Annotated in this window: 4 protein-coding genes; 1 reads left to right on the top strand and 3 read right to left on the bottom strand. The window is 66.0% G+C overall.

The features are described from left to right. Nucleotides 1–259: 259 nt before the first annotated feature. Nucleotides 260–1,030 carry a substrate-binding domain-containing protein gene (locus LGN17_RS17090; RefSeq protein ID WP_264165964.1) on the top strand — a complete coding sequence of 257 codons (771 nt, stop codon included), beginning with the start codon at nucleotides 260–262 and terminating at the stop codon, nucleotides 1,028–1,030. Here LGN17_RS17090 and LGN17_RS17095 read toward each other — a convergent pair. The 3 genes from LGN17_RS17095 to LGN17_RS17105 form a co-directional block, all read right to left on the bottom strand. After that, complete coding sequence (locus LGN17_RS17095; RefSeq protein ID WP_226197840.1) at nucleotides 964–13,734, bottom strand: filamentous haemagglutinin family protein; 12,771 nt, start codon at nucleotides 13,732–13,734, stop codon at nucleotides 964–966. The genes LGN17_RS17090 and LGN17_RS17095 overlap by 67 nt on opposite strands. Nucleotides 13,735–13,919: 185 nt before the next feature. Next, a complete protein-coding gene (locus tag LGN17_RS17100; RefSeq protein ID WP_226197841.1) occupies nucleotides 13,920–16,181 on the bottom strand; it encodes a tetratricopeptide repeat protein in 2,262 nt (753 codons plus the stop codon). Beyond that, entirely contained in the window at nucleotides 16,178–18,421 is a 2,244-nt protein-coding gene (locus tag LGN17_RS17105; protein WP_226197842.1) for a tetratricopeptide repeat protein, read from the bottom strand. Before LGN17_RS17105 ends, LGN17_RS17100 begins: the two co-directional genes overlap by 4 nt. Nucleotides 18,422–18,441 lie beyond the last annotated feature (20 nt).

Raw genomic sequence — 18,441 nt, forward strand, 5'->3', positions numbered from 1 at the left:
CGAACAGACTGCGCCTCCGGGTAACCGCGGGCGCAGTTTTCATATGCCCTTTCGATCCGCATTGCGCGACGGCTTGCACGATGTCGGCAAAAGGCATCGAACCACGATCGTCACGCTCGCACCGAGCGACGGTACCCGACACGCAGGCAGGTAGACAGATCACGCTTCGTGCCCGTACATCTCGTACAGCAGCACACCCAAGCCTGCTGAATGGAAATACTCGGCCAGCCTCCGCGTCACCTTTGACTGGAGCAGTCCCATGAGATTTCATCAACGCAAGATTTACCAGCTCATCGCCCTGCTGATTACCGAGATGAGCGCATCGACCTCGATGGCCTTTCCTGTCGTGATGGGAGGCGGGTCGTCGAACGTCGCACCGATGATCGGCGGGATCGGCAACCCGGCGACCGAGATCCGCCTGTTCGGCACCGCCGAAGGTTCGTTCACGTATTACTCCGTCGATTCCGCCGCCGGCCAGAACGCATTCCTGAGCAATCAGCCGTCGTACTTCGGAGCGGGTATTACGGGCACCGTGGCCTTCGCAAACAGCGACGCGGCATTGACGACAGCGCAACTCAATGTGTATCGGATCGGCCGCGGCGCGACCGACGGCCCGCTGATTCAGATTCCTTACGTTGTCACGCCGATCACGATCCCCATCGTCAACGGACCAACCGTGACGAGCACGACGACACCGAAAACGACGCCCAGCCAAGCGCACAGCATCGCGCTGAACGACGACGACCTTTGCGGCATCTTCTCCGGCAAGCTCACCAGGTGGAATCAGGTTGTCAATCCGGAAACAGGTTCTACGTATCCGATCAACGTGCCGATCACGGTCGTCTACCGCGTCGACGGAAGCGGCACGACCGAACTGCTGACGCGCCATCTGGCGACAGCGTGGTTATATGCGGCAGCGTGCAGGCTGTCCGTCACTCCGGCAACCTGCACACCGTCTTGCACTCAAATCTTGCCCAACCGTGCACGCTCCTCGGCCGTGAGAACCGCCCTCTGCGACGGCCCCGCCTGACCAAACCCGAGAATCGACACCGAACTCGACGCGTCGTAGCCTACCTGCTGTTTGTGCTTCTTCCCGCCGTCCCCCCCCGCATCGCCGAACCCCTCGACCTGCACCGAGATCGTCCAGCGACGTGACGACACACCGGATGCGTTGTTCTTGGCCATATCCTGGGCGACCTGGGTCGCAGCCGATGCGGCTGCACTCGCAGCCGTGAGCGCGCCGGTATTCACCGCCTGCACGAGCGGAATGCCACTCGCCTTGCCGGTTACCTGGATATTGTCCGCGTTCACGACGCGCAGTGCCGCGACGTTCAGGTTGCCGGCACGAATACCCGCATCGCCCGCATCGACCGTACCGCGCGGTGCAATCAGGTTGATCGTGCCGAGCGGTACGCCCGGCACGCTCTGCAGTGTCGCGATACCCGCGCCGGTGACTTGCCCGCGTGCATCGACCGTGCAGTAGTGGTTCGCATCGCAAACATATTGCGGCGCCGGCGTATCGGCTGACGATTTCGCACCCTTGCCCGCGTTGATATCGCCGTTCGAGCTCCAGATCGTCATGTCCCCGCCCTGCTCGGTGAAGATCCGGCTCTGCGCGAGCAGCACGCTGCGATCCGTGAAGATATCGATATCCCCCTGTTCGAGCGTGAGAATCCCCATCGTCCCCGGCCCGGCGATCACTTTGCCGCTGGCATCGATGATCTGCGGCGGCGCAGAAGTGCTGCCGATCAACGCCTGCCCACCAGGGCCGAGGATCGTGACGTTGCCGCCCTGCTGGGTCTGGATGGTCGTGCTGCGAATGTCCAGATCGCCCGTGTCGAGCATCTTGTTCGAACCGTTGCTGCCTCCGCCGAGATTGTTGGCCGTGTATCCCATCGAGGCGGGGAACATCGTATTGAGGGCCTCGTATCCGCGCGCATATTTCTGATAGTAAGGACTGGCGGGATTGTTGTAGTCCTCGCCGACCGCAGTCAGCACCTTGAACAGCACCTGCTCGGCAAACAGTTGCTGGACATATTGCGGTAGCGCCCTGAATTTCGACCATGCTTCGTCCGCGCTCAACGGCTTGACCGCCGGCTGATCGTTGACCAGCCCCGAATCGACCGAGAGTCCGGCCTCGTATTGCTCCATGAACGTGACGAGCGCCGGCGTCGCACTGGAAACACCGGCGACCGACTTCGCCGGATCGACATACGTCGAGATGAACGACGCAGTGTCGATGCCCGGCCCCACACCGAACAACACATTGACGCTCGCGCTTTCATGCGGCAAATACGGATTGTTTGCGTTGCCGATTGCGTCGATGCCGGTTGGAAGCCCGGAGACATAACTCCCGCTGCCCAGGCTCGCATAAGCTTGAGCCTGACTCGTCAACGGTCCGATGTTCCTGCCGGCTTCGACATCGAACGTGCCCGGACCGCCGAGCACCAACGCGGGTATGACGGCGCTCGTCGAACGAATGAGCGGTGTATCGTAAATGTCCCGCCCTGCCACGATGCGGGTCACGTCCGACTTGCGCAGGTTCTGCCCCATGAACGAGAGATTGACGATGTCACGGCCAGCCTGGATCAATGCGGCCTTGTCGATCGCGACGGGCACCAGGCCGCTGTACAAGCCGGCATAGGCGCCGGTCGTCTGCAGCATGCCATCGACAATATCGCCGTTCAAACTGTAGATCCGTGCGGGTACGACATCGCCGCCGTGCAGGGCAACCGGAGCATGCGCTGCCGCGGTTGCGAGCGCCGGATTCACGACGAAGACATTCGGCTCGACGGGTGAAGGCATCGCGGAAGGATCGACATCGAGCATACCGAACACCGGCCGCCCATCGGAAGCCAATCCATTGATACTCGACAGATTGACCGACTGGTCCGCGATCAGACTCAGATTGCCCGACGCCGATGGATACAGCTCACCGCTCGCCGCTACCGTAATGCCACCGGTGAATGCGGTCAGATTCACCGAGGCTGGCAGAATGGACGACAGGTCGACCCTGCCGGGTGTCTGCGTTGCGGTGGCACCGCCGCCAATCAGGTCGACCGCCGAGAGCGTGCCGATCGCCACGTCACCTGTCGTCGACGAGATATTGACGGCCGACGTCGACGAATACCCCTGCATGTCGGATTGCTGGCCGTATGCGGCAAGCAACGTGTTGTTTTGCACATATGACGGATCGAATACGCGCCCAATGCTGGCGCCTTGTCGCGCATTCACGTTGAGTACGCCGTCCTGCGTCGCCAGCAACGTATCCACCGTGACGGGCGGTTGACCGTCAAGTTGCGCGGGCGCGGTAACGTCCGATCCGATCTTCCCGCCGGCCGCAATGGTTCCGGTTCCTTTGGCGACGAAAAAGCCGCCGCTCAGAATGTCTCCGCCAGCCCGCACCGACAGGTTGCCGCCGCCAGCCGTATTGACGGTCGGCGTGTCTGTCCGAGTTCCGGTCAGCCACCATGTGGTCGGCAACGACACCGACAGGTCCGAAATATTTCCTCCAGCCGACACGGACACATTCCCGCCCGCACTCAATACACCTTGATCGAATGCGCCGAAGTTGATCGACGTCTGGACGGTCTGCATCACGGGATTGGTGGCACCGACCAGCCCTGTCGGATTGCCGATCTGCATCCACTGCCACCAGAACTGACTGATATTGGCGCCCTTCCGACCGGTCACCGCGCCGTTTGTGTCGGTCAGGTATTCAGCGCCGGTGATGTCGCCCTGCGCGCGAATCGTGATGTCACCGGCTGAATCGGGGTTGACGGCCGGCGTAACGAGAATGTCCTGATAACCGGTTCCGGCATGTACGATCGCCAACGTCGGGCCCCCCGAAGGCGCGGACGCCACCGGCGCCCCCGCCGTGTAAATCACGCCCGGCACGGTCACATCCGCATCGTTCGCTTGTGCCGCGGCAGCATTGAACAATGCAATGCCGTTACCCGCTGCCACGTCGATGGCTCCAGTACCGGTACGAAGCATCGTGGGCGCGAGCACGGCGAAACCGCTGCTGTCGACATACGTGGCGTGCCCATCGAAGACAACGCTCTTGCCGCCCGTCTCTCCGCCTGCCGGCAGAGCCTGAAGCGCGAGCGGATTCGTGCTGTTCAGATCCGCACCCGCCACTACCCGGAACGAACTGCTCGCGCCGCCCGCTAGCGATGCAGACTGCAGCGGAATTGGATTGATAGCAACGGGCGTAGGCGACGGTGAGTTGTCGGTCACCGCCGGAAGGCTGATCGTGGGTGTCGTGATGACGGAAACAGGCTGGACGGCCGGTGCCGCTAGCACGTCCACCAGAGGATTCTTGCCGCTCTGAATCTTGAATTGCACCGAGTCGGCGAGGTATTTCTGATACTGATTCAGATAAATCAGGTAAGAGCCGGGATTCGCGGCCTGCTCGGCGGCCGACGGGGCAACCGGGCCCTTCGGCTGCCCTGTTACAACCGAACCGTTGCCGTTGATTCTCAACTTGTAGACGATACCGATATTGTTGTAATTCGGATCGTAGTTCAGTGCCGACGAAAGACTGGTCGCCTTCTGGTCGAGAAAGTTCGCGTACGCCATGTAGAGTGCGTAGTACTCAGCGACCTCGTCAGGCGTACCGCCTGCCGGCACGCCCGGGGCGAATGCGACATTCTTTGACGCGTAGTACCAGATTCCATAGCCGTAGACTGCGTTGTAACCCGACGGCAGCTTGAAGATGGCATCGGCTTCGCCCGAGGTCGACAACGGCGGCACCGCAATCGTCCCCCCACCGCCCAGCGGGTTCGCGATCTGGAAGAACCCGTCCGACAGGCTCGCGTTCACCTTGACGTTGTTCTCCGCGCGCAGCGTCACGACCGGCGCCTGCCCGTCGAAGCGGAACGCGAGATTCGTCGGCGATGCACCCGCGCCAAGGTTCCAGTTCGTCAGCACCTGGATGTCACCGCCATTGATTGCGGAACTCGGGTTGTCGAGCTCGATTCCGGGCACGATGCGCGTATTCGCAATGTTCTTGCCGGCAAACGGATCGACCAGCGTATCGAGTCCGTGCTGCACGAACCCCATCAGCGTGCCCGGCGCCGCCGTCGAGGCATCGCCGTTCTGATATCCGTAGAAAGTCTGGTGATCCGTATTCGCACCGTTGCTCGCCGGCGCGAAATACATGTTGTTCAGTCCGCCGAACCCGATCGCGCTATTGCCCCCCTGAAGCTGCGCCTGCGTGACGGTCGCCGTTGCACCCGTCGCCTGGTTCGTCAGCGTGCCACCGCCTGAACCGTCCGGCGCGAACGAAAACGTCGCCGGCGTGCCGGACGTGCCCTGCGCGGTAAACGTGCCTGCCAGCAAATATCCGCTACGGTCATACCATCCAGCCGGATCGATAACGCCATCGAAGTGCTTCGCGCCTGTCGTCGCATCCGTCGTGCTCCATACGGCATATGCCTCGAGCGAAGTCGCACGCGAGCCGACAATTCCTTTGCCGTCGTTGAATGCTTCGGGCAGATTGATCTTCACGCCGCTGTCGATCAGCAGCGGCGCACGGAAATTCACCGTGCCGCCCGACAAACCGCCGGCGGTCCCACCCGACACGTCGATCAGCGCATTCGCGCCGAGCGTAATCGTGCCGGCATTCGCGCGCAGAACATTCTCGTAGCCGTAAGTCGTGTTGTATGCGATCGAATCGCCATTTGCATCGACGATCGTCGGGTCGAATAGCGCTGCCGTGCCAATGTTGACTTTGCCGCCTCGCTGGTGCGGGTCCGAACCGCGCGCCAGCAACGCACCTTCGACATCCACGCCGTTGCGGCCATACAGATCGATCGCACCGCCCGCCTTGCCGGATGCGTCGATCGTCCCAAGCACATTCACGTTGCCGTTCGCCGTATCGGCCGAGCTACCCGATCCGCCATCGGCCGTCAGCAGCACCGAATTCGCGCTCAGCGTGTTGCCCTGCGACAGCGTCAGGTTGCCCGTCTTCGTACGGATCGCAATCGACTGGTTCACGCCGCTGGAAGCGAGCGTCTTCGACAGCGCGTCGAGGTCGGTCGCGCCACCGGTATTCAGCGAGAACGAGCCGCCCGCAAAGCCGCTCGCCGCAGCGCCCTTGATCGTGCCGTTCAGGTTCACGACCTGCTGCGGCGCCGAGAGCGACAGGCTGCCTGCCGCGCCACCGCCGCTGGCCCCCGAGAAATCAAGCGTTGAGCCGGCCTGCACGTCAACGGTGCCGGCATCGGCCGTCAGCGTAATCGACCCGGCCGGCGCGTAACGCATCACGTCGAAGAACTGCTTCGATACGCCCGCCGAACTGACCGTCGATCCACTGCCGATCGTCAGGTTGCCGCTCGTCGCTTCGAGCGTCACGTTGCCCGCCGGCGCGCTGATCGTCGCGCCGTTGTCGGCAACCGTGCCGCCGATGAAGATCAAAGCGCCGCCAACCGCGCCGCGCGTCAGCGGCGTACCCGACGCTCCATTGAGCGTCAACGTCCCCGTCGTCTTCACCGCGGCAGCCGAGCTCGTATCCGCCAGGTAGACTGGCGCATTCAGCGTCACCGGCAGCGCACCGAAGTCGAATGTTCCGGTTCCTTGCCCGACTACGCCACCGGTCGCATTCATCGCCGCCGAGCCGAAACCGCTCGCCGTCTTCGTGCCGCTGCCAAAGTCGATCTCCTGCGCATTGACCGTCAGCGTGCCACTCCCGACCGTCGTCGTGCCGGGCGTGGCACCCATCTCGTTCGTGAACGCGACCTTCTGCGCATTCAGCGTCACGTGCCCGCCATCGCTCGTGAACATGCCCGCGCTCAGATCGATGCTGTTGCCGAATGTCGCGTTCACGTCGCCGATGAAACCGATTGCGCCGTAGCTGCGCAGCGTCACCTGCTGCGCGTTCGCGAACTGGGCGAGACCGGCCGGATCGACCACGAAGCCCGGCAGGCCGGCCGCCGCGCTACCGCTCGCGTTCGTGAACGTAATTGCCGAGCCGTCGGCGGTAATCGCCTTGGCGGAGAGCGCCGCAGATGGATCGACCTTCAGGTTGCCGGACGAGTCGAGCAGCAACGCCTGGCCACCCGCGAGCGTCGCGCCCGCGCCAACCGTCAGCAGGCCGATGCCCGTGCCACCCGTGCGTGCGAGCGGTACCATCGCGCCGTTGGACACGCGCAGCAGCGCGCCATCGCCGGCGATCGTGATCGGCTGGTCTTTGGCTGCCGGGTAATCGCCCTGCGCGGCAATCGATGCACCAGCGTCGACGCGCAATCCGTTCGCTGCGTCCGGATCGCCGTTGCTGGCGTCCGTCTTTGTGACCAGCAGGATCTCGGGACCCTTCAGCGGCGTGCTCCCGTCGTTCGACACGACGACGCTATTCGCGATCGGCGTGATCATGACACCGCTCGACGTCGCCGAACGCGTGCCGCCGATCAGCAGGCTGCCTGCGGTCAGCGAATCAAGCGCATCGCTACCGATCTGCAGATAACCTGGCAGCGCCGCAGCACCGTTGCCAGTGATCTGGATGTCCTGCGACGCGATGTCGACCTCGGCCGGCGCACCGCCCGCGCCGGCGGACGCATTCAGTGTCGCGCCGAGCGTCAGCGCCTTGGTTGCGGCCAGCACCAGTTGGCCACCGTCCACCGGCAACGGCGGTGTCACGTTGCCCTTGGTCGAAGCGAGTTTCGTGAAGTACGCATTCGCGCCGGTCAGCGTGTACTGCGAATATTGCTGCCACACGCTGTTTGATTGCACGTTGAACAGCGTCGGCGTCGCGCTGCGGCTGCCCGTCAGCGCATCGGCAAAATAGCCGCCCGTCACGACCGTGCCATCCGGCAACACCTGGCTCGCGCCCGGCGCGACATTGCCTGCGATGTTCGACACCGTGACGCGATACGCGCCCGGCACTGTCGCGTACTTTCCCGGCAGCAGCGTGTAATAGCCGGCCGGCAGCCCCGGTACGCCCGACAGATACACGGCCTTGCCGACCGCATCGTTCATACCGGCCTGGGCGACGCCGAGCGCCGCCGTGGCGGTCGTTGCCGTGCCGTTCGCATTGGTCGAAGGCTGCACCGTTTGCGCGAACGTCGGGTCATAAGCCGCGACCGGCGATTGCTTGCCCGGCAGGATCGCATAGACGTTGCCGGCTCCGGCATTGACCGGCACCGCCGTCCCGCCCTTGCCGCCCGCGTAGCTCACGTTGTATTGCGACAGCACATCACGTGTACCGCCCGTGCCCGGCACCCATTCGGCCGCCTGCAGGTCGCCGCCACCCGACAGGTCGATCGTCGCCCCCTTGTCGAGCGCGACGTTGCCGGCGTTCACCCCCACGTATTTCGCGGGCGGCGCGGTCAAGTCGGGCGTCGTGTTGCCGGCGACAGGATTGAACTGCCACTCGACCCCGTCGACCGTCGTGCCATACGGAATCACGGTGCCCTGGTTTGAGACCGACGTCACGCTCCCGCTTGCCAGCTTGACCGAATCCGTCGCAACGAGCGGCAGCCCGCCGAATTGCGCCTGCGTCGCCGCGTTCGACGGATCGCCGACGCCGAACACGAGCGTGCCGGACGGCGCACGCACCGTGCCGCCTTGCACGATGTGCGTTGCGTCCACGAGCAACGTCCCGCCCGCGGACAGCGGCGTGCCCGACGCGCCGTTCGACGCGAACGTGACCGTCGTGGGTGCCGGTTTGCCGGTTGCCGGATCGATCGGGCCAACTGCATCGACGACGAACGTACTGCCAGTCGACGGGTACAGATCGGCTGCCTTGAAGGTCAGGTCGCCCGGCGTATAAAGCATGCCGGGCGTCAGGCCCGGTGTCTGAGTCTGGCTGACGTTCGTCGAACTCAAGCGGATGTCGCCGCTGCTCGTGAAGTTCGCTCGGCCAAAATTGTTGAGCTGAACCTGATTCATCAGATCGATGAACGACGCGTTCACGGTTAGCGTCGCATTCGACAACGCCGGGACCGGCGTGAATTTTGGCGCCGACGGCCGAATCATCGGCCCCGACAACGCGACGTACGGCGCATCGATTTCCACTGCCGCGCCGAGCGGCGCTTGCAGCGCCTGTGCCAGCACGGTGTTGACGACCGGCACGATCGTGCCGTCAAGCTTGCGCACCGGCGTCGACAGCAGCGTCGACAACTGTCCCATGTCGACGGCTGCAAGTCGCCCCGCATTCAAAGTCACCGACTCCGGCAGCGACAACGTCACGTTGCCCGCGAACAGAATCGGTGTCGGCGACACGCCGTTCAGATCAGGCGGCGTGGCCGTACCGAGCACCAGGTTCGCAATGCCGGACCCGGTCAACCTGTCCGCCGCAAACTGCAGCACACCGTTCGGCTGGCCGATCGGCAACCCGGTCGTCGGATCGATCGCCGACGTGAAATCCTGTCCGGGCGTCAACCCCGTGGGCACGAGTGTTCCGCCTTGCCGCACGACCAACGCCGTACCGCTCGCGCCATCGTTCTGATGCGGCAGTATCGTCAGCGTGCCGCCGCGCGCCTGGGTCGCGCCCGGACGCCCCACCAGCGTTGCGTCGGCAAACAATCCGTTCGCCGCCGACAGCGTGATCGATCCTGCATCGCCCCAGACCGGTTGCGACGCGTATCCCCCATTTGCCCGCAACTGGTCGAAATTCGCCGAGGTACCCGACACATCGATTTTCGAGCCTGCCTGCGCAACCACGTAGCCCGTATCGCTCGACATCGTCACCGAACCGCCTGGCAGCACCTTCCCCGCGTTCGGCACAACCGTCGTCCCACCCATCTTGACCGGCGCCGCGAGCGGATTGGCCAATGCCGTACCCGATACGTCCAGTGAAGCGTCCGCGCCGAGCCACACCGACTGGCTCGAGCTTCTGAAACCACTGTTGAACTGGCCCGCCTGTGCATACGTGCCGTTCCCGTCCGCGCTCAGCGTGATCGACCCGCCCGGTGCAATGATCGAGCCGAGTACCGTGACCTGCGCCGGCGAGCCAAGGCCAACGCTCGCGCCGGCGTCCGTGTGAATCGACGCTCCTTCCGACAGCGTGACCGCGCCGGTGACGCCCGGATAGGTGGGCGCCGCGCCGGCCGGGCTGCGCCACGACGTATCGTTGCCCGCCGTCAGGACAAGATTCGTTGCCTGCCTGTGATAGGCATCGAGCTGGCCAATCGTGGTCAGCCCCCCCGCCGACAGGTTCGCACCCGTGCCCGCCTGCTGAAGCGCGAGCATGTCCGGAATACGGTTCAATTGCGTGACGGCAACCGACGCGCCGGGTGCGACCGTCGTGTCGTAGAACGCATTCAGCACATACTTGCCAAAGCCCTGCCTCGCGAAGAAGGTTTCCGGGAGGTCGATATCCCACGGCGACGCTGCGGCCTCTGCACCGCCGATCCGGAATCCGAGCGCCTGCAGCGTCAGCGTTCCTCCCCCCGAAAACCCTTCGCTCAGGATCGTGCCGCCCAGTGCGATCGTGCCGGCCGTCGGCTGTGCGGTCGGCAGGGTCGGCGCGCCGTCCGACGCGCCAAACTGCTTCAAAGGTGTCGCGGAATACGCCTGCAACGTCACGTTCCCGCCTCGTCCGGCAGGCACGCCGTTCTGCATCAGCATCTGCCCGTTCGACAGCAGTTCGCCGCCGCTCGACACGTCCAGTACGCTACCGGGCTGCAGCAGCACCGAACCCGAGGTATCGCCGAACAGCCCGCCGCCGACGACGTTCGATCCAAGCAGCGCAGACAGCGTAATGCTGCCGCCGTTGATGAACTGGCTGTTTCCGGGTGTCGTGCCCGGTGCCGCTTGCACATCGTTGTTCACCCACTGCCCTGCCGCACTGATCCCGCCCTGCGGGCCGACGATCACGTTGCCACCGCTCGTGATCGAGATCGATCCCGACGGCACGGACAACCGCCCGGCCACGTTGACGTCGGTACCCGGCACGGGGCTGTACAAGGTAATGGACCCACCCGGTTGCAGGTTCAGCTGCGTGCCCTGCGGAACCACTACCCCCTTGCCGCCGACCTTGTCCTCGGTGACGTTCAGGTTCGCGAAACCGCCGTTGCTCAGCGTCGCGACCGGTACCACGGTGGTCGTGAGCACGTTGCGCGGATCGTTCGCGGGCAGCGCCTGCAGTGCCGTCTTGTCGAGCGGCGTATCGATCGAGAATCCCGGCGCGATGTCGGCGAGCTTCGGCGCATTGTCCTGGAGCACAACCATGCCCGCCATGCCAGACGCGACGTCACTGTTGTTCGATGTCAGGTGCACCAGCGCGGCGCCGTCGAGCTTCGGATCGGCGCCGAGGTTGAACGTCCCGCCGCTCGGCAGGCTGTTGCCCTGCATCTGCTTCGCGCCGCCGAACGCCTGCGCGCTGATGTCGCCGTCGAGCACCGTGGACTGCAGCCCGTAAATATCGAGCGTGCCCGCGTTCCCGCCGACGATGTAGTCACCCTGATAGCCGCCCATCGTCAGCAGCGGGTTGTACCACGTCTTCGTCACGCCCCAGCGCGGATGCGATTCGACGAATTGCCCCGCAATGCCGACGTAGGTGTCGTTCGGGCTTGCCTGTCCGATCGGCACGAGCGCGCCGTTGGCGTCGACGAGCCGTGTCGTATTGACGATCCCGCCGTCGTAATGCACGTAGCCGCCATTGAGGTTCATCGACGAACCGGTCGCGGTCATCACCTCGTTGCCCGACAGCGTGATCGAGCCGCCATTGGTCAACAACTGGCCGACCGTGCGCGGAATCAGGTTCACATAACCCGACAGATTCAGGATCGGGCTGCCGACCCATTGCACGCCGTCGCTGCGCGTGCCCGTCAGCGTGCTGTCGAACACGAGATTCTTGTACCCGAGCAGGAAGCCGTTGCGCAGCAGCGGCGAATCGGCGAGTTCGTTCTGGCCGATGCGGTCGACCGTCACGAGCGTCTGCCCGATCGGCACCTCGACGTTCGCGAGGCCCGACACGTCGATCGTCGCGCCGGTGTCGACATAAATCCGGCCTGGCACGGCGGTCTGGCCGGCCGGCGCTTGCGCGCCCGATGCCGAAGGCGTCAGCGCCGCAACAGATACTTTCGAACCGGGCGCCTCGATCAGCGAACCGCCCTGGAACCACACCGAGCCGGCCGTCATGCCGATGCTGCCCGGCGTGAAGGTCGCGCCGGGCGTCGACGGCGTCGTCTGGCCATTGCCGTCCGGCATCACCGTGGTCACCGAATCCGGGCCGAAGCTCAACAGGCCGGCGCGGTGCGTGTCGTTGGCGCCACCGGTACCGTCCGTCGTCTGAAGCGATTGACCGAGATAGGCCGCCCCGGTCGGATTGTTGGAAGAATATTCGTCGACCGTGGAAATCGTGATCGTGCCGGGCGAATTGACGCTCGTCGTCACACCCACCACGCCGTTCTGCGCAACGCGGCTGCCGAGCAGGTTCACATTGCCGCGCGCGGCCTCGACGATGCCGGTATTGGTCAGCGTACCGGCCGGCGTGATGTCGGTCATCTGGCCATTCGGGCCGAGCAGCGTGATCTTTCCGCTCAGTTCCGGCAGCAGCACCTGCGGATTCGTCGTGGCGCCGCTGTTGGGCCGCAGGCTTACCCCGACGCCGGCCGCCAGCACCACCTGCCCGTCCGTCGCCTTGATATGCCCTGCGTTCGTCACGTTCGGTGCGGCGATCATCACGAAGCCGCCGTCGCTCGCGTTTCCGTTCGCGTGCGTGGTAATCGACGCGCCCTGTTCGATCGTGACGTCGCCCCACGGTTGATACTGGCTCGCGGAGGTAAGGTTGACCTGGTTGCCCAGACCGAGCACCTCGTTCGGAAGCCGGCTGTTGCCGTTCAACCCGCCCGAACTGCCCGATTCCGCATACGCGAGCCCGCCCGTCGTCCCGGCCGGCAAACTCAGGAACTGCTTGTTGCTCGCGACGATCCCCGCCGCGTCCTGCGCGAGACTGCTGTCCGTCACAACCGGCACCCGGTTCTGCAGGGTCTGGTTGTAGTTGTTCATGTTCAGCACGTCGAGCGACGACGCCACCAGCGAATGCACGTTCACTTGCGACCCAGCGCCAAACAGCACCCCGTTCCGGTTGATCACATACACCGCCCCCTGCGCGGTGATGTTCCCCAGAATCTGGCTCGGCCTGCCGCTCGGATCGTTGATCCGGTTCAGCACGGCCCAGTTGTTCGCGCCGTTCGTCTGCGTGCCGCCCGACTGATCGAAGTTCAGCGTCGTCTGCCGGCCGACGTTCATCGTCTCCCACGTCAGCACCGCGTTCTGTCCGGTCTGCTTCACGTCGACGTTCACGTGGCCGCTCGCGTCGACGTTCTGCGTCGGCGCGTTCGCGTTGACCCACAGCACCGGATTGTTCGTATCGCCCGATGCGCCCGCCGCCACCTGCAGCCCGCCCGGCGCCAGGCCGTTCGGCACGGTCGACGGCAGCTTTGCCGCGGCCGCCGCCGCATTCTGCTGCGCGGCGATCTGCGCGGCGATCGCGTGCGCCGCATAGCCGAGGTTGCGGATCGACGGCTGGCTCGCCTGCAGCGCCTGCTGCGGCGACACGCCCAGATTCGGCATGCCCGGCACGCCGCCGGCACCGCCCGCGCCGCCGCCCGCCGGGCTCGCGGCCACGTGACCGAGGTTCATGATGCCCGCCGCATGCGCATGGGCAGTTACGCCCGCCGCGAGCATCAGCACGACCGCGCGGTAAAGCGGGCTCAGCTCCGATTTCAGGACCGACCGCGAGGCCGTTGCGCGAAGTTGCCGTTCCGTACGTGCGCGTGCTGCCATTCTTGCCACCCCGATGCTAGGAATTTGCGTGCGGCGCCGGTCCGGCACCGTACATGTCGTTGCGCCTGAAGCAGGCCGCTGGAATCCGAAGACCATACGAAGCGCGAATGGCAATGACATGGCGACTGTTACGGACCATTCCGGCCGCCGCGAAAAGGTCCGTAGCTTTTGTCATGGAAAGCCGGTCACGCTGCCACAGAGGGCGTGCGGCGCACCGTACCGAGCGCGTCGGCCACCCGGCCGATCACGGCCGGCCAGTCTCCGGGCCGCGCTTGCCGGAACAGCCGCGCGGACGGATACCACGGACAGTCGTCGCGCTCGAGCAACCAGCGCCAATCCGGTACGCGCGGCAGCAGCAGCCAGACGGGCCGCCCGAGCGCGCCAGCGAGGTGCGCAACCGACGTGTCGACGCTGATCACGAGATCCAGCGTGTCGACCAGCGCAGCCGTTTCGGCGAAATCCGTGAGCGTGTCCGCGAACGACAGCACGCCGCTCGCGGCAAACGCGTCGGCGTCGCGTGCGCGTATCTGCGGTTGCAGGCTCACGAACGTCGCGTCGTGCGCTGCAACAAGCGGTAGGAGCGCGGCAAACGGTATCGAACGGTTTTCGTCGTTCGCGTGGCGCGGGTTGCCTGACCATACGAGCCCGATTCGCAACCGGCCGGGCGGCGACATCGCGTCGAGATGTTGTGCCCACGCGTCGCGCCGTCGCGCATCGGCACGCAGGTACGGTACGTCGGCCGGCACCGTAGCCAGCGTCGTGCGAAACGCGTACGGCAGGCTCATCAGCGGACACTGCAGGTCGAACGCCGGCATCGGCTGCCCTTCGGTGACGATCCGGCTCACGCCGCGCAGCGTGCCGAGCAGTTCGCCGAGCGCGGCCGGCGCGTCGACGATCACCGTCGCGCCCGCATCGTGCGCCAGGTTCGCGTAGCGGCAGAACTGCAGCGTGTCGCCGTAACCCTGCTCCGCATGCAGCAGCAGCGTGCGGCCCGCGAGCGGCTCGTCGCCGGTCCACGGCGGCCGGTCCGCATGACGCCGGTGCAGCATCACGTCGGCCGCATCCCAGCGCGCCTCGTGCAGCCGCCAGCCCGCGTCGAAATCGCCCGTCAGCAGCCGGCAGAACGCCTCCGAACGGCGCGCGGCGCCGTGGTTCGGCTCGCGCCGGCATGCATCGGCATAATCCGCCAGCGCCGCATCGTCGTCGCCGAGATGCTGGCGCGCGAGCGCACGCGTGAACAATGCCTGCACGGATTCCGCCGGTGCGGCCGCCGCTGCCGCATGGCTCGCGAGCGCCTCGTCGTAGCGGCCGAGCTGCTGCAACGCGAGCGCGCGGTTGTAATGCAGCTCCGCATGCGGGCCCGTCAGCGCCAGCGCCGCGTCGTAATCGGCGAGCGCGTCGTCGAACCGGCCGAGCGCACGCAGCGCAGCCGCGCGGTTGCGGCGCGCGTCGATATCGTCGGGATTGCGCGCCAGCGCTTGCGCGTAGGCCTCCGCAGCATCCGCGTGACGTTCGAGCCCGAGCAGCGCATTGCCGCGCCCCACCCACGCCGCGACGTTACCGCGATCCAGCGCAAGGAGCCGGTCGCAGCGCTTCAGCAATTCGTCGCGCGCGTGCAGCAGATCCAGCGCGACGCAACTCGCGTACAGCAACTGCTCGTCTTTCGGGTGTCGTGCGAGGCCTTCGTCGAGACACGCGAGCGCGTCGGCCGGGCGGCCGAGTTCGGTCATCACGACGCCGCACGCGTAGACGAGCTCGGGCGTCTTGCCACGCACGACCATCGCGAGCTGATAGCTGTGCAACGCCTGCTCGCGATGGCCGAGTGCACGCAACGCATGCCCGCGTTCGATGTTCGCGGCCGCATCGCCCGGGTCGAGCCGCAACGCGCGCTCGACGCTGATCAGCGCATCGGCGGGCCGCTCGAGCCGGCGCAACGTCTCGCCACGCTTGCGCCACGCCGCGACATGAGCCGGTTCCCGCACGAGCGCCCGATCGTAGGCCGCCAATGCCGCGTCGTATTGCCCGAGCGCGAGCAGCGCATCGCCGCGCGCCGCATGCGACGGCGCATGGTCCGGATCGGCCGCGAGTGCGCGATCGGCGAGCGCGAGCGCGTCGCGATGACGGCCGACACCGGTCAGCGCCGCCGCGTGGTTCGCCAGATTCCACGGCTGGCTCAATCCGAACTTCATCGACCGCGCGATCAGCGGCTCGGCCCGCGCGGGATCGCCGAGCTCCAGGTGCACGAGGCCCAGCAGGTGCAGCGCCTCGACATGATCGGGCGCCATCGTCAGCACGCCTTCGTAGAGTCGCCCGGCCCCCGCGAAGTCGCGCTGTTCGAGACGCGCGCGCGCCTGGCGCAACGCATCGGCGAGCACCGCATGCAGCGGCATGGCCGCGGCGCCCGGTATGGCGCTCGCCATCGACGCGGCCTCGCGGCGCGCACTCATCGCGCGCCTCCGCCGACGAGCGTCGGCAACTCGGCTGCGATCCGCTCGACGACAGGTGCCCACTGCCCGCCCTCCGGCTGGCGGAACAGGCACGCGGACGGATACCACGGGCTGTCGTCCCGATCGATCAACCAGCGGAAATCGGGCGTATGCGGAATCATCAGCGCAAGCGGGCGGCCAAGCGCGCCGGCGAGGTGCGCGACGGATGTATCGACGCTGACGATGCCGTCCATCAGCGCAGTCAGCGCCGCCGTATCGGCGAAGTCCGCAAGATCGTCGCCGACGAAGCGCACCGCGCTCGCGTCGAGTACCGGGCGATCCTCGTCGCGAACCACTTTCTGAAGGCTGATCCACTCGTAACGGTCGTCGAACAGCGGCAGCAGATCCGCGAGCGTCATCGAGCGGTTGCGGTCGTTCAGGTGCAGCGGGTTGCCGGACCAAACGACGCCGATGCGCGGCCGCGTGGCCGTGCCGAGCCGTTCGCGCCACTGCGCGACACGCACGGGGTCGGCAGCGAGATACGGCACGCCGGCGGGAATCGACGCCAGGTCCGTGCGGAATTCGAGCGCCAGGCTCAGCAGCGGGCAATGCAGGTCGAACGGCGGCAGCGGCTCGCCGCGCGCGACGAGCGTATCGACGCCGTCGAGCGTCGCGAACAGCGCCTTCAGTTCGACCGGCGCTTCGAGCACGACGCGTGCGCCGAGCGCTTTCACGAGGGGGACATAGCGGCAGAACTGCAGCGTGTCGCCGAGCCCCTGTTCCGGGTACAGCAGGATCGTCTTGCCGTCGAGCGGCATCCCGTGTGTCCAGCGCGGCTGCGCGAACGTGCGCCGGCTTGCATCGAGCTGCGTATCGCGCCAACGCCATTCATACTCGGCCCACCCCGCCTCGAAATCGCCGATCGACAGGCACAGGAACGCGCGCATGCAGTGCGCGAGCACGTAATCGGGATCGATCTCGATCGCGTCCGCATAAGCCTGGCGTGCGGCGTCGTGCTGCCGCAGCGCACGCAGGGCGTTGGCTTTATGAAAATGCGCGAGCTTGTCGCGCGGTGTCGCGTCGATCACCCGCGCGAAATCGTCGAGCGCGGCCTCGTAGCGGTGCGTCTCGAGCTGCACCCGGCCGCGCATGAACCACGCAGGCACGTAGCCCGCATCGAGCGCGAGCGCACGGTCGCACATGTCGCGCGCATCGTCGTGACGTTCGATGCGCATCAGCGCGCTCGCGTAGTTGCACAGCACACCGGTGCTGCGCGGCTCCGCGTCGAGCGCACGCGCATAGCTGTCGGCCGCGTCGCGATAACGTTCCAGGTGGCTGGCCGCGTTGCCGCGGTTCGCCAGCGCCCGCGCATGGCGCGGATCGATCGCGAGCACGCGGTCGCAGCGCACGAGCGCTTCGTCGTGCCGGCCGAGCTGCTCGAGCGCGATCGAGCTGTTGAAGATCGCATCGATGAAAGTCGGGCTCGCCGCGATCGCCGCATTGAAATCCGCGAGCGCGTGCTCGGGATCGTGCAGATCGAGATACGCGACACCGCGCAGGAACAGCACTTCGGCGCTGCCGGGCGTCTGCGCGAGCGCGTGGCCATAGCTGTCGACCGCTTCGCGGAAGCGGCCGAGTTCGCGCAGCGCGAGGCCGCGCCCGCGCATCGCATCGAACGAACGCCCGGCCAGCGCGATCGATCGATCGCAATCGGAAAGCGCTTCGTCATGACGGCCGAGCGCGCGCAGCATGTCGCTGCGCTTCACATAGCCGTCGGCAAAACCGGGCGTCAGCTCGAGCAGCCGATCGTAGACCGCACAAGCGTCGTCGTACCGGGCGAGTTGCCCGAGCAGGCCCGCGCGCTGAAACAGCACGCGCTGATGAACCGGGTTGATCGCGAGTGCCTCGTCGAGACGCGCGAGCGCGTCGTGCTCCCGCCCGAGCCCGGTCAGCACCGCCGCGTAATTCGCCAGCGCAAGCGGCACCGGCCGATGCTCGATCGAGCGCCGCATCAGCGGCTCGGCATCGCCGAGCCGCCCTTGCTGGAAGCGCACCGCGCCGAGCAGGTGCAGCGCCTCCGGATGCTCGGGATCGAGCGTCAGCAATTCGGTATAAGCGTGTTCCGCATGCTGCAGCGCGCCCTCGTGGTGCGCCTTGCGCGCGCGCAAGAGCAGCCGTTCGAGTTGCGCGGTATCGGGCGGACGGCGATCCGGCGCGACCGGCGCGCTCGCGAGTGTCGTCCCTTCCCCGTTCGGTGTCATCGTGTGGCCCCCACTTGTCG

The organism is Burkholderia sp. AU30280 (assembly GCF_020420125.1).
In the GTDB taxonomy this organism is placed as follows: Bacteria; Pseudomonadota; Gammaproteobacteria; order Burkholderiales; family Burkholderiaceae; genus Burkholderia.

Coding starts and splice junctions, on each gene's coding strand:
- LGN17_RS17090 (WP_264165964.1), top strand. CDS start 260: ATGAGATTTCATCAACGCAAGATTTACCAGCTCATCGCCCTGCTGATT.
- LGN17_RS17095 (WP_226197840.1), bottom strand. CDS start 13,734: ATGGCAGCACGCGCACGTACGGAACGGCAACTTCGCGCAACGGCCTCG.
- LGN17_RS17100 (WP_226197841.1), bottom strand. CDS start 16,181: ATGAGTGCGCGCCGCGAGGCCGCGTCGATGGCGAGCGCCATACCGGGC.
- LGN17_RS17105 (WP_226197842.1), bottom strand. CDS start 18,421: ATGACACCGAACGGGGAAGGGACGACACTCGCGAGCGCGCCGGTCGCG.